Source organism: Streptomyces sp. NPDC051913 (assembly GCF_044593635.1).
Lineage (GTDB): Bacteria > Actinomycetota > Actinomycetes > Streptomycetales > Streptomycetaceae > Streptomyces.
Genome location: NZ_JBIUCI010000006.1, coordinates 40,908 through 58,410, shown reverse-complemented (window position 1 = coordinate 58,410; position 17,503 = coordinate 40,908). Strand labels below are relative to the sequence as shown.

Genomic DNA, 17,503 nt, shown 5'->3' with positions numbered 1-17,503 from the left:
CCTCCCAGATGTTCCCTCGCGATCGGCGGGCACACGGGGTGGGGACTCCCCATGATCTCGGCCGGAGGAGCGGTGGTCTCCGGCCCGCGCAACGAAGGCGAGTGACACGTCAGCGTACGCGAGTTCGCGCCTCGGCCAAGTGGTGGACCTCTCAGACTCCGCGGAGAACACGTGTGGCGTACGCCACTGCCCCTCCCCCGCGAACACGCCCCTGCGGCGCTCGCGGTTCACCGGGCGTTCGATAATCAGGCCCGTGACCGATCTTGAGACGCGCGCGGCGCCGCCCGGCAACGCCCTGCGCCGCGCGGCCCCGGCCCTCCTCGGGTACGCGGCCGTCCGCGCCCTGGGGCTGCTCGCGCTGGCCCTGTGGAGCGCGGCGCGGGACAAGAGCGCGTACACGCTGCTGACGGCCCGCTGGGACTCCCTCTGGTACACGAGGGTCGCCGAGCTGGGATACGGCTACGAGGTCCGCCTCCCCAACGGCGACGTGCACTCGAACCTGGCCTTCTTCCCGCTGCTGCCCTGGCTGGAGCGGGGCGCGGCGGCGGTGACTCCCCTGTCGTACGCCGACGCCGGCTTCGCCGTCAGCCTGCTCGCCTCGCTCGCCGCGGCCTGGGGGATCTTCGCGGTGGCGGACCATGTGTACGGCCGGCGGGCCGGGGTCTGCGCCGTGCTGGTCTGGGCGCTGCTGCCGGTCGGGATCGTGCAGTCGATGGCGTACAGCGAGTCACTGTTCACCGCGCTCGCCGCCTGGTCGCTGTACGCCGTCCTGACCGGCCGCTGGCTGACCGCGGGCACCCTGGCGGCCCTGGCGGGCCTGACCCGGCCGGTGGGGCTCGCGGTGGTCGCGGCGGTGTGGGTCACAGGTATTGCCTCGTTCGTGCGGAACCGAAGCACGGCCCCCGCGCAGGGCGCCCGGGACCCGGAACACGCCCCCTCCACCCCCGCCGACAGGGCCGGAGGGGGCGCACCGGCCTGGCGTCGCGCCCTCGGCATGCTCCTCGCCCCCCTCGGCGCCGCCGGCTACGTCCTGTGGGTCGGCCACCGCACCGGCAAGGGCCCGCTCGGCTATCTCGACGTCCAGGCGGGCTGGCGCAACGGCTTCGACGGCGGCTACGCCTTCGCCCGCTTCGTCGCCGACAAGTTCACCTCGTTCCCCTCGGCCCTCGCGGGCCTCGGCCTGATCGTCGGCGTCGGGCTCGTGGTGTGGCTGTACGTCGTCTGTGTACGACAGGGCCAGCCGCTGCCGCTTCTGGTGTACGCCGGTGTCGTCACCGCCCTCGCCCTGTGCGCGTCGAGCTACTTCGGCTCGAAACCACGCCTTCTGCTGCCCGCCTTCCCCCTGCTGCTGCCCCTCGCCCTGGCCCTGGCCCGGCTGCGGACGTCCAGGTCGGCCCTGGTGACGGCCGGTGTCGCCCTGGCGTCGGCGGTGTACGGGGCGTTCTGGCTGAACGGCTCGGGCCCGCCATGATCGACTCGCGGGTCCGATGAGCACCGGGAGAATTCCGCCCCATGATTCGGTGAACGAATTCATAAGCGGCAATAAACCGCGCCCCGAAATGATCAAAGGAATTGAAGGGGCAAGCCCGACCCGATTGTGGATTCCTCGGAAATAAACCTCTCCCTGAGAGGAATCCCACATCACATCGTCATCACAAAGCCGTGGATTCGACCGGGAACTGAGCTCACTCGCTGTAACGTCGATTGGGTGCGTACCGAACGAAACCTCACCCGTCTGGACCGGGTGTTCGCCAGACTGGACCGTGAGCCGGAACGACCGGCTCACCTCGACGTGCCGAAGATGTCCCGGCACCGGGTCGCGCTGCTCGCCGGAACCCTGCTGTTCTACCTGGCGATCGTGTGGCTCGTGGTGGACACGTCGTGGCTGGTCCGGCTGGACTGGCAGGTCATGTTCTTCCGGCCGTACCAGCAGTGGCAGGAGATCCACTGGTTCGTCGACTACTACGTGGTGCTCGGCCAGCGCGGCCCGACCGCGGTGATGGTCGCGGCCTGGCTGGGCTGGCGCTCCTGGCGACAGCACACGCTGCGCCCGATGCTCACGCTGGGCGCCTCGCTGCTGCTGCTGAACCTCACCGTCGGCGCCGCCAAGCTCGGCATGGGCCGTCTCGGTCCGCACTACGCGACCACCATCGGCGCGAACGAGATGGGTCTGGGCGGCGATATATTTCCCAGCGGCCACACCGCGAACGCCGTGGTCACCTGGGGCATCCTGGCCTATCTGGCCTCCACCCCGAGAGCCCGCAGATGGCTGTCCGCCGTCTCCGCCGTGACCTCGCTCGGCGTCGGCCTCGCCACCGTCTACCTGGGTACGCACTGGCTGAGTGACGTCATGCTCGGCTGGACCGCGGGCCTGCTCGTCCTGCTGGCCCTGCCCTGGTGCGAGCCGCTCATCACCCGCACCGAGACCGCGCTCTTCGACCTGCGCGACCGCTGGCGGGCCCGCCGCGCCGTACCCACGGCCGTCAAGCCCGTCGAGGTCCCGGTGCCGCTCAAGCCGCGCACCGCTCCGCAGAGCGAGCCCGCGGCCCGCTCGACCCGGGCGCCCGCCTATCTGGCGCCGGGCCCGCACACGGCCCGCTCGGAGCGCACCCCGGTCACCCCGGTCGGCCCGCGCCGGCCACCCCATCCCGACCGCGTCGCCCGCGGCACGACCTCGGCGGCCCGCCCCCTGACAGGCGGATAGGCCACCGGCGGACAGCGGGGACGGTACGCACACACCCACCCCGCGGCGACGGCCCCCGCTCCACGGAGCGGGGGCCGTCGCCCTGTGTCAGCCCTTCCAGGACCGCGCCACTCGCCCGTCCTTCACCTCGAAGTTCAGCCGACCGCTGCGGTACTCCATCGTGATGATCGCTCCGGGCGGCAGCGAACGGACCGTGGACCAGCCCTTCTCGCGCGCGAGCCGCTCGGCCCGGGCCTGTTCCAGGCCCACGTAGGCGTCCGGATTGTCGTGTGGTTCGGCGGGCGGTTTCGGTATCGGTGCCATACGGCCACGCTAGGGCCTGGGCGCGCGCCGGGGCCAGAGAACAGGACACGGTGGGTAGCTGATCCCTCTCCGGTCACGCTTCTGTCACAGGATCCCGACAGTCGTTTCCCTCGGCCGGTGTCACACGAACGGGCGGTTCCCTACGCCTTCCGCGCGCAATCGAACGGAATTCCCGCGTGTCGTGATCGCTCCCCGAATAACGAGACGGAAAGGTGCGGAAAGGTTCCGGTGGACGCGCCTCCGGGGCCTTTCCATTCCGATTCGGCACAGCGCCACGGAAGCTGACGCCACATAGGAAAAACACGCTTCCCGCACAGAACCCCCGCACGCCCCCTGTCGCGGTGCGCGGCGACGCGAGCATCATGACGGCTGACCCGGGACGCGACGAGCGAAGGGGCGAGCGAGCGATGGGCACCCAGACCGTGCACACGGCGGAGCGACCCGTGCGGACCAGGAACCACGGCAAGGTCGTCGTCGACTGGCTGACCACCACCGACCACAAGAAGATCGGTCACCTCTACCTGATCACGTCGTTCGTGTTCTTCCTGATCGGCGGGGTCATGGCGCTGCTGATGCGCGCCGAACTCGCCCGGCCGGGCCTGCAGCTCCTCGACAACCAGCAGTTCAACCAGCTGTTCACCATGCACGGCACGATCATGCTGCTGCTGTTCGCAACGCCGAGCTTCGCGGGCTTCGCCAACGAGCTGATGCCGTTGCAGATCGGCGCGCCGGACGTGGCGTTCCCCCGGCTGAACATGCTGTCGTACTGGTTCTTCCTGTTCGGCGGGCTCATCGTGCTGGGCTCGCTGCTCGTGCCGTCCGGGCCCGCCGCCTTCGGCTGGTTCGCCTACGCACCGCTCAACAGTATGGAACGCTCCCCCGGCGTCGGCCCCGACCTGTGGATCATGGGGCTGGCGCTGGCCGGCTTCGGCACCATCCTCGGCGCGGTCAACTTCATCACCACGATCATCGGGATGCGCGCGCCCGGGATGACGATGTTCCGGATGCCGATCTTCACCTGGAACACGCTGTTCACGTCGATCCTGATCCTCATGGCGTTCCCGGTGCTCGCGGCCGCGCTGCTGGTGCTGGAGGCGGACCGCCGGTTCGGCTCGCAGGTGTTCGCGTCGGCCAACGGCGGGGCGCTGCTGTGGCAGCACCTGTTCTGGTTCTTCGGGCATCCCGAGGTCTACATCATCGCGCTGCCGTTCTTCGGGATCATCACGGAGATCCTGCCTGTCTTCAGCCGCAAGCCGCTGTTCGGCTATCTGACGCTGATCGGGGCGACGATGGCGATCACCGGTCTGTCGATCGTGGTGTGGGCGCACCACATGTTCGTCACCGGCGCGGTGCTGCTGCCGTTCTTCTCGTTCATGACGTTCCTCATCGCCGTGCCGACGGGCGTGAAGTTCTTCAACTGGATCGGCACCATGCTGAAGGGCTCGCTGTCCTTCGAGACCCCGATGCTGTGGTCGTGCGGCTTCCTGGTGACGTTCCTGTTCGGCGGCCTGACCGGGGTGATCCTGGCGTCCCCGCCGCTGGACTTCCATGTCTCCGACTCGTACTTCGTCGTCGCGCACTTCCACTACGTCGTGTTCGGCACGGTCGTTTTCGCGATCTTCGGCGGCTTTTACTTCTGGTGGCCCAAGTTCACCGGCAAGATGCTCGACGAACGGCTCGGGAAGATCCAGTTCTGGACGCTGTTCGTCGGTTTCCACACCACGTTCCTGGTGCAGCACTGGCTGGGCGCGGAGGGCATGCCGCGCCGGTACGCCGACTATCTCGCCGCCGACGGGTTCACCGCCCTCAACACCGTCTCGACGATCGGCGCGTTCCTGCTCGGCATCTCGACGCTGCCGTTCCTCTACAACGTCTGGAAGACCGCCAAGTACGGCGAGAAGGTCGAGACCGACGACCCCTGGGGCTACGGCCGTTCGCTGGAGTGGGCGACGTCCTGCCCGCCGCCCCGGCACAACTTCACGACGCTGCCGCGGATCCGCTCCGAGTCCCCGGCGTTCGATCTGCACCATCCGCAGTACGCGGCGCTCGCTCCCCAGCCCGAGCCAGCGAGCGAGCAAGCCGGCCGTGAGCCGTCCTGATCGCCTCCGTCAGCTCGGCGGGCTCCAGCACCTCGAACTCGAAGCCCGTCATCATCACGTGAATGACCATCACGTCGACGCTCGCGGCCCCGGTGCGCAGGATGCAGGCGTCGGGTCCGTCCGCCTCCAGCTGTCCGGCGCTCGGTGAGATCCGCTCGGCGGCCTCCGCGAGGGGCACCAGCAGCCTGACGACGGCATGGGCGGCGTACGCGCGCGTGGAGACGCCCCGGGAGACATACGCGGCGAGGTCCTCGGCGGGCGGGGTGCGCGGGGTGAAGCGGGGCCCGTGCGGCGGCCTGGGCGTGACGCGGTCGACGCGGAAGGTCCGCCAGTCGTCGCGGTCGAGGTCCCAGGCGACCAGGTACCAGCGGCGCTCGGTGCAGACCAGGCGGTGCGGCTCGACGGTACGACGGGTCGGAGTGCCCTCGTGGTCGCTGTACTCGAAGCGCAGCCGCTCCGCGTCCCGGCAGAGGTGGGCCAGCTCGGTCAGCACGGCCGGGTCGACGGCACCGGGCTGCGGGCCGCGCAGCATCGGCACGGTGAAGGCGTTCAGGGCGCCCACGCGGCGGCGCAGCCGGTTCGGCAGGACCTGTTCCAGCTTGGCGAGGGCCCGTACCGACGTCTCGCCGATGCCCTCGATGCCCTGCCCGGCGGCCGTGCGCAGACCGACGGCCACGGCGACGGCCTCGTCGTCGTCCAGCAGCAGCGGCGGCAGCTCGGCCCCCGCGCCCAGCTGGTAGCCGCCGCCCGTGCCGGGGCTGGCGTTGACGGGGTAGCCCAGCTCACGCAGTCGGTCCACGTCCCGGCGCACGGTACGCGGGGTGACCCCGAGGCGGTCGGCGAGATCGGCGCCGGACCATTCGCGGTGGGCCTGGAGGAGCGAGAGCAGGCGCAGAAGTCGTGCCGAGGTCTCCAACATGGGGCCGAGTCTGCCAGCGCTCGCGGACAGCCACGGTCCGCAATGCCCTCTGCTCCCGCTACTTCCCGCAGCGCAGACTGAGGTTGCCGTGCCGGGTCTCGTACGGGACCCGGCCGTCGGCGGCCCGCAGGTCCATCAGGCCGGGCATCAGCCGCCGCTCACCGTCGTCCACGCGCGCGTAGGCGTCCCAGCAGCCCTCCGGGAGGCCGACGCTGCTCGGCAGGGCCGCGCGCAGCCGGCCGTCGGCGGCCGGGGTCAGCGGCAGGAACACCTCCTCGTGCCCGTCGCGCCGGCGCAGCACGAGATGGGCGGCGCCGCCCTGCCCGTCCACGGTGACGTCGAAGGTCAGCCCGCCCGCGGAGTCGGCGATGCAGTCGGCACGCAGGGGTGCCGTCGGCCGGGCCAACGTTGTCATGCGGTACGGATCCTTCCTGGCTCTGCTTCCTGGTGAGACCCGCGGCTTTGCCTTTTGGTTGCCTTACTGGCGATAGGAAAGCTGGGGCACCTCGAAGCAGGTGTCGTTCATCTCCCCCTGCGAGACCCACCCCTTCCCGTCCTGCCAGCGGGCCACGGACAGACAGGTCCGGCGGGTCTTCGGCGGCTCGGCCAGCCGTTCGAACCGGACCGGGAGCAGCAGCCCGTCGGCGGTGTAGTCCTCGCCGCGGTTCATGAACCCGTCGACGCACGCGCGCGTGACACCGCTCCCCGCCTTCGCGCACGCGGTGGCCGCGTCCGTGAACCACATGGCGGCCGCCCACCCCTCCAGCTGCCACTGGGAGTGCGTCTCGAGTCCCTCGGTGGCGTCCCTGAACTCCCGTACCGCCGCCTCGCCCGTGTCCTCGTAGTTCCGGCTGGATCCGGTGGCCCACAGGGCGTTGCGGCAGTGCGGGGAGTCCTTGTACTCGTCGGGGACGGCGGAGGTCCAGTTCTGCACGTTGGTGACCTTGGCGGTGACCCGGGCGCCCACGTCGTCCATGGCCTTGCACAGCCGGGCGTTGCCGTGCGCGTCGATCGCGTCGAACACGAGGTCGACGCCCCGGTCCTTGAGATCGGCAGCGACGGCACGGAAGTTGGGCAGCGCGAAGTCGACCTGCTCGGTCACGACGTCGTAGCCCTCGGCCTTCAGCCCCTGGACGACGAGCCGGGCGTAGGCGGCGGACGCGGCCTGGTTGTACGAGACGACGGCGGCCGTACGGGCCCCTTGCTCGCGCTTGAAGTACCGGTAGACCTCGGTGCCGCCGTACTGCCGTCCGTCCCAGCCGGTGGTGCCGTCGCGGGGCGCGAGGCTGCCGTAGATGCCGTACAGGTGCGGCCAGGTGTCGTACGCGTTGCCGATGGGCTGGCCGCCGATGTCGGGCACGCGCGCGTGGGAGACGCGGGAGGCGCCCGCGTAGTCGAGGGAGGTGGTGGCGACCAGGGCCACCACGTTCTCCTCGTCGATCAGCCGGTGCACACAGGTGTTGTTGCCGACGCCGCTGCCGCCGTCGTCGCACTCCCGCACCTCGACCGGGCGGCCGTCGACGCCCCCGCGCGCGTTGAGTCGGTCGAAGTACGCCTTGGCGCCGTCGCGGGGTCCGGTGAAGGCGTCGCCGCCGACCGGGCTGGTGGCGCTGGTGACGATACCGACACGGATCGGTGCGGTGTCCTGGGCCGGCGTGGTCCGTCCGCCGTGCTCGAAGTCGCTCTCCGGGAGCCTGCTGCCGCACGCCGTCGTCAGGGCGAGCAGCAGCACCACGGCCGCGGCCTCAGCAGCCCGGCAGGGCGGACGCCGTCGCATTCCCGCTCAGCTGGACCAGGGCGCACAGGGTCGTGACGGACACCTTCCAGGTGCCGTCCTGCTCCACGGCCGTCCCCGAGGCGTCCGGCAGGGCGGTCGCGCCGTTCAGGAGCAGCGTGTACGTCACGGTCGCGTCGGTCGGCGCGGTGAACTCCACCTCGGTGACCTCGGCCTTCACCTGTCCGCCCCGGTCGTCGCCGCTGAAGGCCGCCAGGACGGGACCCATCTTGTCGCCGTTCTCCAGGACGGCCTGCTTCTCCTTCGTGGAGGTCTTGGGGTCGAAGAACTTCTGCCAGTTCTCCTTGACCTCCTTCTCGGCCGCCGCCTCGTCGGCCGGCCCGCTCACGGACGGACTCGCGGGCGCGCTCGTCGTCGTCTCCGGGACCGGGCTGGGCGGCGGACTGTCGCCGCCACCGCCGCTGTCGTCGCTGCACGCCGTGAGGGACGCGGCGAGGACGAACACCACCGCCACCAGCCCTCGGCTGCCGTTCCCCCATGTGCGGTCGCTCCCGAGAACCATCTGGCTCACCACCGGGTGTCGGTCCGGGCCATGTGCGCCCGGTGCTTTCAGGGTCAGCTTCCAGAGTGCATAGTGCAAAAGATTGGCTGACATGGACAGGCATGCGACATGTGGGAGCCAGAGATGCGGACAGCCCGACTGCGGACCGTGCATCCCGTCCAGTGGGCCGGCTGGGCCGCGCTCGCCGCGGGCGCGGTGCTGTGCGTCCTCGGCTGGTACGGCGTCTCCGGCGAGCGGTTCGCCGAACGCCAGCTGCCCTATCTGGCCTCCTGCACGGTCCCCGGCGCCGCGCTGATCGTCGCGGGCGCGGTCCTGCTGGCGCACGGCCGGGACACGCTCGCCGCCGCGCGCGTGGCGGAACTGTACGGCCTCCTGGTGGCCGCCGAGCAGGAGAGCCCCGCGGAGCCGGCCACGGCCCCCCTCGCGCTCAGCGGGGATCTGCTGATGGTGCCGGGCGGCACGCTCTGGCACCGCGCGGACTGTCCGCTGGTGGCCGGGAAGGTGGAGGCCGTGCCGGTGGACAGGAAGCTGGTGGCCAGTGGTGAGCTGGGCGCCTGCCCCATCTGCGAACCCGCCGAAGAGACCGACTGAGACCCCGCGGCCGATGTCGTCCCTCACCTACGACCTCACACTCGCCGGGCTCTCGGTCGGCAGCGCCGCCGCGCTGACCGGGATCGGCCTGATCGTGACGTACCGCGCGACGGGCGTCCTCAACTTCGCGCACGGGGCGATCGCCATGGTGTGCGCGTACGTGCTGCGGCAGTGCGTGGTCGAGTGGGGCTGGCCCCTGTGGGCGGGAGCGGCGGCGACGCTGTTGCTGCTGGCGCCGGCCCTCGGAGTGGCCCTGGAACGCTGGGTCTTCCGGCCCCTGTCCGTACTCGGCGGCGACCCTGCGCAGACCCTCGTCGCCTCCATCGGGGTGTTCGTGCTGCTGGTGGGCGGGGCCGCGCTGCTGTGGGGCCAGGGCGCGCGGGACGACGCGCCGGAGCTGGTGTCGTCGGACCCCTGGGGGCAGTTGGCGGTCGTGCTGGTCCTCGCGGTGGGTGTGGGCGCGCTGATCCGCTGGACGCGCTTCGGCCGTGAGCTGCGCGCGGTCGTGGACGACCGCCAACTGGCCGTGCTCGGCGGGATCGACGCGGACCGGGTGGCCGCGGCGGGCTGGGCGTTCGGCTCGTTCACGGCGGGCCTGACGGGCGTGCTGCTGGCGCCGTACGTGCGCCTGGACCCGTACGGCCTGCCGCTGCTGGTCATGGAGGTGGTGGCGGTCGCGGTGGCGGCCCGCATGCGCAGCCTGCCGCTGGCGATCGGGGTCGCGCTGGCGATCGGGGTGGGCCAGAGCCAGCTGACCCGTCTGCACCCGCCCGGCTGGGCCGAACCGCTGCTCCAGGCGGTCGGCGCGAACCTCTTCGTGGTGGCTCTGCTGCTCGCCGCCCTGGCCCTCCCCCGCGTCGGCACCCGGGACGCCCTCCCGCGCACGGCCACCGCGCGCGTGCCGACGCCACCGGGCGCGTGGATCGTGGCGGTGGTGCTGTTCCTCCTCCCCCTCGGTTTCGCGGGCTCGGACCTCCATACGTCGGTGCAGGTGCCGGCGCTGGGCGTGGTGCTGCTGTCCCTGGTCGTGGTCACGGGCAGGGGCGGCCAGATCTCGCTCGGCCAAGCGGCGTACGCGGGCCTGGGCGCCCTGTTCACGGCGCTGCTGGCGGCGGGCCGCTTTCCGGGCGTGCTGCGACTCCCCGAGCTCCCCGCCCTCGCCCTGGCGGTCCTCCTGGTCGCCCCTCTGGGCCTCCTGACCGGCTGGCCGGCGATCACCCGCCGTGGCCTGGCCCTGGCGCTGGCGACCTTCGCGGTGGGCGTGGGGGTGAGCCGGTTCGTCTTCGCGCAGCCGTACGCCACGGCGGGCCTGTCCCTGGACCGCCCGGCGGGCTTCGAGGGTGACCGCGCCTACTACGTCCTGGAGTTGGCGCTGCTGGCGGCGGCCCTGTGGGCGACCCGCCTGCTCCGCACGGGCCGTACGGGCCGGGCCCTGGCGGCGATGAGGGACCACGAGGCGGGCGCGGCGGCGGCGGGCGTCCGGGTCCCGTCCCTGAAGCTCCTGGCGTTCGTCGCGGGCGCTGCGTTGGCGGCCCTGGGCGGCGGCCTGCTCGGCATGGGCGTACGCGCGTTCGACCCCGGCGCCTTCGATCCCGTCCGCGGCCTGCTCTGGTTCGCCGCGGTCATGGTCCTGGGCGCCGACAGCACCCTGGGCGCCCTGACCGCGGCGGCCCTGCTGGTGGGCCTGGACGCTGGGGCGCGGGGCGGGGTGGCGGCGGCCCTGATCGGGGTGCTGGCGGTACTGGTGGGCCGTTTCCCCAGCGGACCGTACGAGGCGCTGCTGACGGGGGCGGGGCGGCTGCGCGCGCGGAGGGCGGTGCGGCTGACGCCGGCCGGGGTGGAGGTGCGCAGACGCCTGAGAACACCCGAACGCCGAACGACAGCCGCAGCCGCAGCCGCCGAGGGCGCTCAACCTGTACAAAGTCGACCCGCAGCCGCCGAGGGCGCCCAACCTCTACAAAGTCGACCCGCAGCCGCCAACGGCGCTCACCCCCCACAAGCGCCACCCGCACCCGACCACGAAACCCGCACGCGCGACGCGGGTGGGAAACACAGCGCGGCCGCAGGCCGCGTGCTGACCACCCACCACCTCACAGCCCGCTACGACACCTTCACCGCCCTCGACGGCATCGACCTCACCGTCCACCCCGGCCGCATCACCGCCGTCATCGGCCCCAACGGCGCCGGCAAGACCACCCTCTTCAACTGTCTCGCCGGCACCCACCGGCCCACGCACGGCCAGGTCCGCTACGCCGACCGGGACATCACCCGCCTCCCCGCCCACGCCCGCACCCGCCTCGGCATCGCCCGCACCTTCCAGCAACTCGCCGTCTTCCCCTCCCTCACCGTCGCCGAGAACGTCCGCGTGGGCGCAGAACAGACACACGCCCCCGACCCGGAAACCGCCACCCACCACGCCCTGAGACTCCTCGCCCTGGACGGCCCCCTCCGCGCCCTCCCCGCCGCAGGACTCCCCACCGGCGCCCTCCGCCGCGTGGAACTCGCCCGTGCCCTCGCCGGCAACCCCCGCGTACTCCTCCTCGACGAACCCGCCGCAGGCCTCGACACCGCCGAAGTGGCCGCGCTGGCCCGCGTCCTGAAGGCCCTCGCCGCCGACGGCACGGCACTGCTAGTCGTCGAGCACGATCTCGACCTGGTGGCCGACCTCGCCGACGTCGTTCATGTCATGGCCGCGGGCCGCATCATCGCCTCCGGCCCGCCCGAGCACGTGCTCGACACCCTCGGCGCTCAGGAGAGCCCGGCATGACGACCCTCGCCCTGCGCCACGCACGCGTGCGCTACGGCCCCCTGGAGGCCCTCCACGGCGTCACCCTCGCCGCCCCGGCCCCCGGCCTCACCGTCCTGCTGGGCCGCAACGGCTCCGGCCGTACGAGCGTCCTGCGCGCCCTCGCCGGAACGGTCCCGCTCTCGGGCGGCGCCGTCGTCTGGGACGGTGCCGACATCACCCGCGTCCCCGCCCACGAACGCGCCCGCCGCGGCCTCCACCTGGTCCCCGAGAGCCGCGCGGTGTTCGGCTCCCTCACCGTCCGCGAGAACCTCGACCTGGCCGCGCCCGCCGCCACCCCGGCCCTCGACGCGTACCCCCAGCTGGAGGCCCTGATGCCCCGTCGCGCCGGCACCCTCTCCGGCGGTGAGCAGCGCATGCTCGCCCTCGCCCGCGCCCTGCTGACCCGCGCGCGCGTACTGCTCGTCGACGAGCCGACACAGGGCATGTCCCCCGCGGTCGCCGCCCGCACGTACTCCCTGCTGGCCGGGCTCGACGCCTGTGTGGTCGTAGCGGAACAACGCCTGCCACCGGCCCTGCGGGACCGGGCGACGGCCGTCTCCCCCGTCGTGGTGTACGAACTGCGCAGGGGCGAGGTCGTGTTCAGCGGAGAGGCGGCCGAGCGGGCATAGGGTCGAGCGGCGCCCCGAACAGCACCGCGGCCCGGCCCGAACCCTTCGCTTCCTTCGCGCCCTTGGCGCTCTTCGGAATGACCAGCAGCGTCCCCACGTTCAGCCGGTCCGGATAGCGCCCGACGATGTCCTTGTTGGCCCGGTAGAGCGCCCGCCACCCGCCCTGGACGCCGTACTTGCGGGCGAGCCCCGAGAGGGTGTCGCCGGCCTTCACCGTGTGCATCCGGCCCTGGAGCCCGTACCGCCGGGAACAGACCGGCCAGGCCTCCCAGCCCTGCACGGCCAGCACCTCCTGGGCGACGGCGATCTGCTGTGCCCGGGTCGCGAGGTCCGCGCGCGGGGCGTACTTCAGCCCGCCGAACTCCTTCCAGGTGGGCTGCCAGAACTGGAGCCCGCCGTAGAAGCCGTTGCCGGTGTTCGCGGTCCAGCGTCCGCTGCTCTCGCACTCCGCGACACAGCTCCAGGGCCAGCCGTCGCGGGCGCAGTCGTACGGCACCGTCGAGGAGAGCGGGCCCGGGGACGGGGGCGGCGGGGCCGCGTGTGCGAGGGCGGGAGCCGCCCCGGCGAGCAGACAGACGGCGAGGAGCAGCTTGAGCGGCGTGCGGTACATCGGCTCACGCTAAGCAGGGCGTCCGCCGCCGCCGTCGATACGCGACCGGCACGGGCGCGGGCCCCACCCGGTCGGCGGACCGGCCGGACGGGGCCCCAGCGCGCCGCCACCCCGGGGATCGACGAACCAACGTCCGTGGATCTGCACAGACTTGATCATGAATGCCCTGTCCCGCACCCTGTGGTGGCCCGTTGCGCCACATGGTTCGATTCCGTTCGCTCTGGAGCGTGACTCCCGCCACAGATCGCCCGTTGTCTTCTTCATGAGCCCGGGACCCACCCGGGCACCGCTTCCTGAGGGAGTCACCCGTGCCGCGCTTGCTCGACGTCAGCGACGAAGTTCGCGCCGAGATCGGCGACGAAGAGGCCGACCGGCTGCTCGCCGGAGACAACGCCCCCGGCAGTTACGACTGCACGTCCTGCCGCACCCCCGGCGACTCCGAAGCGGAGCGCACCAGCACCGTCCTGTTCATCGGTGACGAGACCGCCGTCCTCGCCTTCGCCCACGCCACCTGTCTGCCCTCGCAGGTCGTCCAGGTCACCGAGGAGCAGCTCCAGGGAGCGGTCAGGTCCATCACCGGCGACACCGTCGACCTCGACCCCGACAAGGTCGTCCCCGAGCAGGCGGTGCTCGGCGTCACCAGCGGACTGGTGCTGATCGCCGGGGAGTTGCACCCGGCGCTCGTGGTCGAGCCGACGGGGCCGATCGTGCGCCCGGGCGCGACCGGCGTCGGTGACGACTTCCTGCCGCTCCTCATCGAGCAGGGGTTCATGCCGGTCACCGAACTGTCCGAGGTGCCGCCGGTGTTGCACGGCTGGTCGGTGTTGCTGGCCATGGGGCAGCTGCACGCGGTGCTCCAGCCCTCGGCCAACGGCGGTCAGCCGGTGGCCTGGTGGCAGGCGCATCAGCCGCTTCAGGTCACCGAGGGCTGGCGGGCCGCCGCCAACAAGCACCAGCAGGTGCTGATGTTCGCGGCGCCGGTGGGCTCGATCGGCCGTCAGCCGCGGGAGGACCTGCTGCGGGACGCCATCGACAAGGCGGCGGCCAACGGCAAGTTGGTCGCCTCGGCGCTGCCGCTCGCGGGGACGTGACCCCGACGCCCCTGTGCACCTGAACGCGCCCGCATCCCCTGAAGACTGCGGTCGTTTGGACATACGTGCACGCATACGAAGTTCCCCGCCGCCCGTCCTTCCAGTCGATCCCCTCGTCGCGGTCGACTCCGGACCCGCTCGGCGGTCCCTCGGCCACGCCGATCTACGACGCGCTCTACGCCGAGTACGTCAAGTCCTTCCGGACGCTGCCGGGTGACCGCAGCGGCGAGGACGAGCTGGACTTCGTCGCCTTCGGGAACCTCGCCCAGGGCGCGGAGTCGTACGGCGGGCACCGGCCGGGGTCGTTCAGCAGCTCGTACAGCGCCTACAGCGCGGGCGCGCACAGCGCCCGCGTGGGCCAGCAGCAGTCGCAGTGGCAGCGCGTCGGACAGGTCGGGCAGCACGGCACGATGGTGCAGCATGTGCCGGCCCTGCCGCCGGGCCCGCGCCGGGGCCTCTGAGGAAGCATGGAAGGGCGGCCCCCGCAGCGGGGGCCGCCCTTCCGTGTGCCGTACGTCTACTTCTTCTTGTTGCCGCGCTTCTCGCGCACCCGCACGGAGATGTGGATCGGGGTGCCCTCGAAGCCGAACTCCTCGCGCAGCCGGCGCTCGATGAAGCGGCGGTAGCCCGCCTCGATGAAGCCGGAGGCGAAGAGCACGAACCGCGGGGGCTTGGTGCCGGCCTGGGTGCCGAAGAGGATGCGGGGCTGCTTGCCGCCGCGGATCGGGTGCGGGTGGGCGGCGACCAGCTCACCGAGGAAGGCGTTGAGGCGGCCGGTGGGGACGCGCGTCTCCCAGCCCGCCAGCGCCGTCTCGATCGCCGGGACCAGCTTCTCCATGTGACGGCCGGTGCGCGCCGAGACATTGACCCGGGGCGCCCAGGCGACCTGGCCGAGCTCGGTCTCGATCTCCCGCTCCAGGTAGTAGCGGCGCTCCTCGTCGAGGGTGTCCCACTTGTTGTAGGCGAGGACGATGGCGCGGCCCGCGTCGACCGCCATGGTGACGATGCGCTGGTCCTGGACGGAGATGTTCTCGGAGGCGTCGATCAGGATGACCGCCACCTCGGCCTTCTCGACGGCGGCCGCGGTGCGCAGCGACGCGTAGTAGTCGGCGCCCTGCTGGAGGTGGACGCGCTTGCGGATACCGGCGGTGTCGACGAACTTCCAGGTGACGCCGCCGAGTTCGATCAGCTCGTCGACCGGGTCACGGGTGGTGCCCGCGAGTTCGTTGACGACGACCCGCTCCTCGTTGGCCACCTTGTTCAGCAGCGAGGACTTGCCGACGTTCGGGCGGCCGATGAGGGCGATGCGGCGGGGGCCGCCGACGGCGGTGCCGAAGGTCTGCTCGGGGGCCTCCGGCAGGGCCTCCAGGACGGCGTCCAGCATGTCGCCGGTGCCACGGCCGTGCAGCGCGGAGATGGGGTGCGGCTCGCCGAGGCCGAGAGCCCACAGGTAGGCGGCGTCGGACTCACCGCTCTGGCCGTCGACCTTGTTGGCGGCGAGCACCACCGGCTTGCCGGCCTTGCGCAGCAGTCGTACGACCGCCTCGTCGGTGTCCGTGGCACCCACCTTGGCGTCGACGACGAAGACGACGGCGTCGGCCGCCTCGATCGCGTACTCGGCCTGGGCGGCGACGGAGGCGTCGATGCCGAGGACGTCCTGCTCCCAGCCGCCGGTGTCGACGACCTTGAAGCGGCGGCCCGCCCACTCGGCCTCGTAGGTGACCCGGTCGCGGGTGACGCCGGGCTTGTCCTCGACGACGGCCTCGCGACGGCCGATGATGCGGTTCACGAGCGTCGACTTGCCGACGTTCGGCCGGCCGACGACGGCGAGCACGGGCAGCGGCCCGTGACCGGCCGCCTCGATCGCGCCCTCGACGTCCTCGATGTCGAAGCCCTCTTCCGCGGCGAGCTCCATGAACTCCGCGTACTCGGCATCGCCAAGCGCTCCGTGGTCGTGCTCTGCGAAAGAGCCCTCGGAGTCGATGTGGTCGTTCATGAAGTCCGTACCTCGTCGTTCATCGTGGTGATCGGTGGACCAACCGGATTCTGTCGGTTTGATCCACTACTTAGTGTCGCCTAGCGCCCGGTCAGGTGCCTGGCGTTTTCCAGGTGCGCGGTGAGCTGCTTCTGGATGCGCTCGGTCGCTTCGTCGAGCGCCTTGCGGGTGCGCCGCCCGGAGCCGTCGCCCGCCTCGAACGGGTCACCGAAGACCACGTCGACGCGGCTGCGCAACGGAGGCAGCGCCTTTATCAACCGTCCCCGCCGCTCGGAACTTCCCAGCACGGCGACCGGGACGATCGGAGCGCCGCTGCGGACCGCGAAGTACGCGAGCCCGGCGCGCAGCGCGGCGAAGTCGCCCTCGCCGCGGGTGCCCTCCGGGAAGATGCCGAGGACACCGCCGGCGGACAGCACGTCCAGGGCCTGGGTGATCGCCCCGCGGTCGGTGCCCGAGCGGTCGACCTTGACCTGTCCGATACCGAGCAGGAACGGGTCGAGCGGACCGATGAACGCTTCCTTCTTGATCAGGAAGTGCGTCGGCCGGGGCGCGACGCCCATGACCATCGGGCCGTCGATGTTGTGGGAGTGGTTGACGGCGAAGATCACCGGCCCGGCCGCGGGCACCTTCCAGGCGCCGAGCACGCGCGGCTTCCACAGCCCGTACATCAGGCCGACGCCGATGCGCCGCCCGACCTCGGCGCCCCGCAGGGAGGGTGCGGTCACTTCCCGGCCCGCTTCTCCTCGACGAGGGTGACGACACACTCGATGACCTGCGCGAGCGTGAGCTCGGTGGTGTCCACCTCGACCGCGTCGTCCGCCTTGGCGAGCGGCGAGGTCTTGCGGGAGGAGTCGGCCGCGTCCCGCTTGATCAGGGCCTCGCGGGTGGCGTTGACGTCGGCGCCCTTGAGCTCACCGCTGCGGCGGGCGGCACGCGCCTCCGGCGAGGCGGTGAGGAAGATCTTGAGGTCGGCGTCGGGCAGCACGGTCGTACCGATGTCCCGGCCCTCGACGACGATGCCCTTCTCCGCGCCGGCGGCGATCGAGCGCTGGAGCTCGGTGATCCGGGCCCGCACCTCGGGCACCGCGCTGACCGCGCTGACCTTGGAGGTGACCTCCTGGGTGCGGATCGCGGCGGCGACGTCGGTGCCGTCGACGGTGATCGTCGGGTCGGCCGGGTCGTCGCCGGAGACGATCTCCGCCTTGCCCGCCACGGCGGCGATCGCGGTCGGGTCCTCGATGTCGATCCCGTTGGTCACCATCCACCACGTGATCGCCCGGTACTGGGCGCCGGTGTCCAGGTAGCTCAGACCGAGCTGCGCGGCAACGGCCTTCGACGTGCTCGACTTGCCGGTGCCGGAGGGACCGTCGATGGCGACGATCACGGGCTGGGCGGCGCCGTTTTCCACGGGGGGACACCTTCCTGGTGCGGTGTGGTGGGGTGTGCGGGGCGCGCGAGGGCCCCGCACAAGGGTAC

At 71.9% G+C, this 17,503-nt stretch carries 15 protein-coding genes and 2 pseudogenes; 8 read left to right on the top strand and 9 right to left on the bottom strand.

Annotation, left to right across the window (positions count from 1 at the left end; all coding sequences use genetic code 11):
* Nucleotides 1–253: 253 nt before the first annotated feature.
* Nucleotides 254–1,471 carry a mannosyltransferase family protein gene (locus ACIHIX_RS19605; RefSeq protein WP_399957478.1) on the top strand — a complete coding sequence of 406 codons (1,218 nt, stop codon included), beginning with the start codon at nt 254–256 and terminating at the stop codon, nt 1,469–1,471.
* Nucleotides 1,472–1,708: 237 nt separating this feature from the next.
* Nucleotides 1,709–2,704 (top strand): phosphatase PAP2 family protein, encoded by a 996-nt coding sequence (locus tag ACIHIX_RS19600; RefSeq protein WP_399957475.1) that lies wholly within the window; start codon nt 1,709–1,711, stop codon nt 2,702–2,704.
* An 87-nt stretch (nt 2,705–2,791) separates the two neighbouring features.
* Here ACIHIX_RS19600 and ACIHIX_RS19595 read toward each other — a convergent pair whose 3' ends face one another.
* A complete protein-coding gene (locus ACIHIX_RS19595) occupies nt 2,792–3,007 on the bottom strand; it encodes an I78 family peptidase inhibitor (RefSeq protein WP_307032708.1) in 216 nt (71 codons plus the stop codon).
* 362 nt (nt 3,008–3,369) lie between these two features.
* On the opposite strand from ACIHIX_RS19595, the pseudogene ctaD reads away from it, so the two are divergent.
* Nucleotides 3,370–4,941: pseudogene (gene ctaD, locus ACIHIX_RS19590) on the top strand (cytochrome c oxidase subunit I); the annotation flags it as partial.
* Nucleotides 4,942–4,984: 43 nt separating this feature from the next.
* Here the strand turns inward: ctaD and ACIHIX_RS19585 are convergent.
* From ACIHIX_RS19585 to ACIHIX_RS19570, 4 genes and pseudogenes are all read right to left on the bottom strand, one after another.
* The gene (locus ACIHIX_RS19585; RefSeq protein WP_399957471.1) at nt 4,985–6,025 is read right to left on the bottom strand and encodes a helix-turn-helix transcriptional regulator; all 1,041 of its coding nucleotides are present in this window, start codon (nt 6,023–6,025) and stop codon (nt 4,985–4,987) included.
* Between the two features lie 70 nt (nt 6,026–6,095).
* Nucleotides 6,096–6,440 (bottom strand): annotated as a pseudogene (locus ACIHIX_RS19580) (hypothetical protein); the annotation flags it as partial.
* Nucleotides 6,441–6,503: 63 nt separating this feature from the next.
* Nucleotides 6,504–7,802 carry an ABC transporter substrate-binding protein gene (locus ACIHIX_RS19575; RefSeq protein ID WP_399957469.1) on the bottom strand — a complete coding sequence of 433 codons (1,299 nt, stop codon included), beginning with the start codon at nt 7,800–7,802 and terminating at the stop codon, nt 6,504–6,506.
* The gene (locus tag ACIHIX_RS19570) at nt 7,771–8,322 is read right to left on the bottom strand and encodes a hypothetical protein (RefSeq protein ID WP_399957466.1); all 552 of its coding nucleotides are present in this window, start codon (nt 8,320–8,322) and stop codon (nt 7,771–7,773) included. Before ACIHIX_RS19570 ends, ACIHIX_RS19575 begins: the two co-directional genes overlap by 32 nt.
* Before the next feature lie 123 nt (nt 8,323–8,445).
* On the opposite strand from ACIHIX_RS19570, the gene ACIHIX_RS19565 reads away from it, so the two are divergent.
* From ACIHIX_RS19565 to ACIHIX_RS19555, 3 genes are read left to right on the top strand one after another with little or no spacing between them, the layout of a single operon-like run.
* Nucleotides 8,446–8,913 carry a hypothetical protein gene (locus tag ACIHIX_RS19565; RefSeq protein WP_399957463.1) on the top strand — a complete coding sequence of 156 codons (468 nt, stop codon included), beginning with the start codon at nt 8,446–8,448 and terminating at the stop codon, nt 8,911–8,913.
* Between the two features lie 13 nt (nt 8,914–8,926).
* On the top strand, nt 8,927–11,680 hold the full coding sequence (locus ACIHIX_RS19560; RefSeq protein WP_399957460.1) for an ATP-binding cassette domain-containing protein: 2,754 nt from the start codon (nt 8,927–8,929) through the stop codon (nt 11,678–11,680).
* Nucleotides 11,677–12,330: an ABC transporter ATP-binding protein gene (locus tag ACIHIX_RS19555; protein WP_399957458.1), complete on the top strand. Its 654-nt coding sequence runs from the start codon at nt 11,677–11,679 to the stop codon at nt 12,328–12,330. The genes ACIHIX_RS19560 and ACIHIX_RS19555 overlap by 4 nt, the downstream gene beginning before the upstream one ends.
* On the opposite strand, the gene ACIHIX_RS19550 is transcribed toward ACIHIX_RS19555, so the two are convergent.
* Nucleotides 12,302–12,940 (bottom strand): transglycosylase family protein, encoded by a 639-nt coding sequence (locus tag ACIHIX_RS19550; protein ID WP_399957455.1) that lies wholly within the window; start codon nt 12,938–12,940, stop codon nt 12,302–12,304. The two genes, ACIHIX_RS19555 and ACIHIX_RS19550, sit on opposite strands and share 29 nt — an antisense overlap.
* 308 nt (nt 12,941–13,248) lie before the next feature.
* Here ACIHIX_RS19550 and ACIHIX_RS19545 point away from each other — a divergent pair, with 308 nt between their 5' ends.
* Together ACIHIX_RS19545 and ACIHIX_RS19540 are read left to right on the top strand one after the other, a co-directional pair.
* Nucleotides 13,249–14,031: a hypothetical protein gene (locus tag ACIHIX_RS19545; protein ID WP_399957452.1), complete on the top strand. Its 783-nt coding sequence runs from the start codon at nt 13,249–13,251 to the stop codon at nt 14,029–14,031.
* A 65-nt stretch (nt 14,032–14,096) separates the two neighbouring features.
* A complete protein-coding gene (locus ACIHIX_RS19540; protein ID WP_399957449.1) occupies nt 14,097–14,492 on the top strand; it encodes a hypothetical protein in 396 nt (131 codons plus the stop codon).
* Nucleotides 14,493–14,548: 56 nt separating this feature from the next.
* On the opposite strand, the gene der is transcribed toward ACIHIX_RS19540, so the two are convergent.
* From der to cmk, 3 genes are all read right to left on the bottom strand, one after another.
* Nucleotides 14,549–16,027 (bottom strand): ribosome biogenesis GTPase Der, encoded by a 1,479-nt coding sequence (gene der, locus ACIHIX_RS19535; RefSeq protein ID WP_399957447.1) that lies wholly within the window; start codon nt 16,025–16,027, stop codon nt 14,549–14,551.
* An 80-nt stretch (nt 16,028–16,107) separates the two neighbouring features.
* Nucleotides 16,108–16,791 (bottom strand): lysophospholipid acyltransferase family protein, encoded by a 684-nt coding sequence (locus ACIHIX_RS19530; protein ID WP_399957444.1) that lies wholly within the window; start codon nt 16,789–16,791, stop codon nt 16,108–16,110.
* Complete coding sequence (gene cmk, locus ACIHIX_RS19525) at nt 16,749–17,435, bottom strand: (d)CMP kinase (RefSeq protein ID WP_399957441.1); 687 nt, start codon at nt 17,433–17,435, stop codon at nt 16,749–16,751. The genes ACIHIX_RS19530 and cmk overlap by 43 nt, the downstream gene beginning before the upstream one ends.
* Nucleotides 17,436–17,503 lie beyond the last annotated feature (68 nt).

What these genes read in the sequence shown, in the direction of transcription:
- ACIHIX_RS19565 (WP_399957463.1), top strand. Translation starts at nt 8,446, where the DNA reads ATGCGGACAGCCCGACTGCGGACCGTGCATCCCGTCCAGTGGGCCGGC.
- ACIHIX_RS19555 (WP_399957458.1), top strand. Translation starts at nt 11,677, where the DNA reads ATGACGACCCTCGCCCTGCGCCACGCACGCGTGCGCTACGGCCCCCTG.
- ACIHIX_RS19575 (WP_399957469.1), bottom strand. Translation starts at nt 7,802, where the DNA reads ATGCGACGGCGTCCGCCCTGCCGGGCTGCTGAGGCCGCGGCCGTGGTG.
- ACIHIX_RS19550 (WP_399957455.1), bottom strand. Translation starts at nt 12,940, where the DNA reads ATGTACCGCACGCCGCTCAAGCTGCTCCTCGCCGTCTGTCTGCTCGCC.
- ACIHIX_RS19595 (WP_307032708.1), bottom strand. Translation starts at nt 3,007, where the DNA reads ATGGCACCGATACCGAAACCGCCCGCCGAACCACACGACAATCCGGAC.
- ACIHIX_RS19560 (WP_399957460.1), top strand. Translation starts at nt 8,927, where the DNA reads ATGTCGTCCCTCACCTACGACCTCACACTCGCCGGGCTCTCGGTCGGC.
- ACIHIX_RS19570 (WP_399957466.1), bottom strand. Translation starts at nt 8,322, where the DNA reads ATGGTTCTCGGGAGCGACCGCACATGGGGGAACGGCAGCCGAGGGCTG.
- der (WP_399957447.1), bottom strand. Translation starts at nt 16,027, where the DNA reads ATGAACGACCACATCGACTCCGAGGGCTCTTTCGCAGAGCACGACCAC.
- ACIHIX_RS19585 (WP_399957471.1), bottom strand. Translation starts at nt 6,025, where the DNA reads ATGTTGGAGACCTCGGCACGACTTCTGCGCCTGCTCTCGCTCCTCCAG.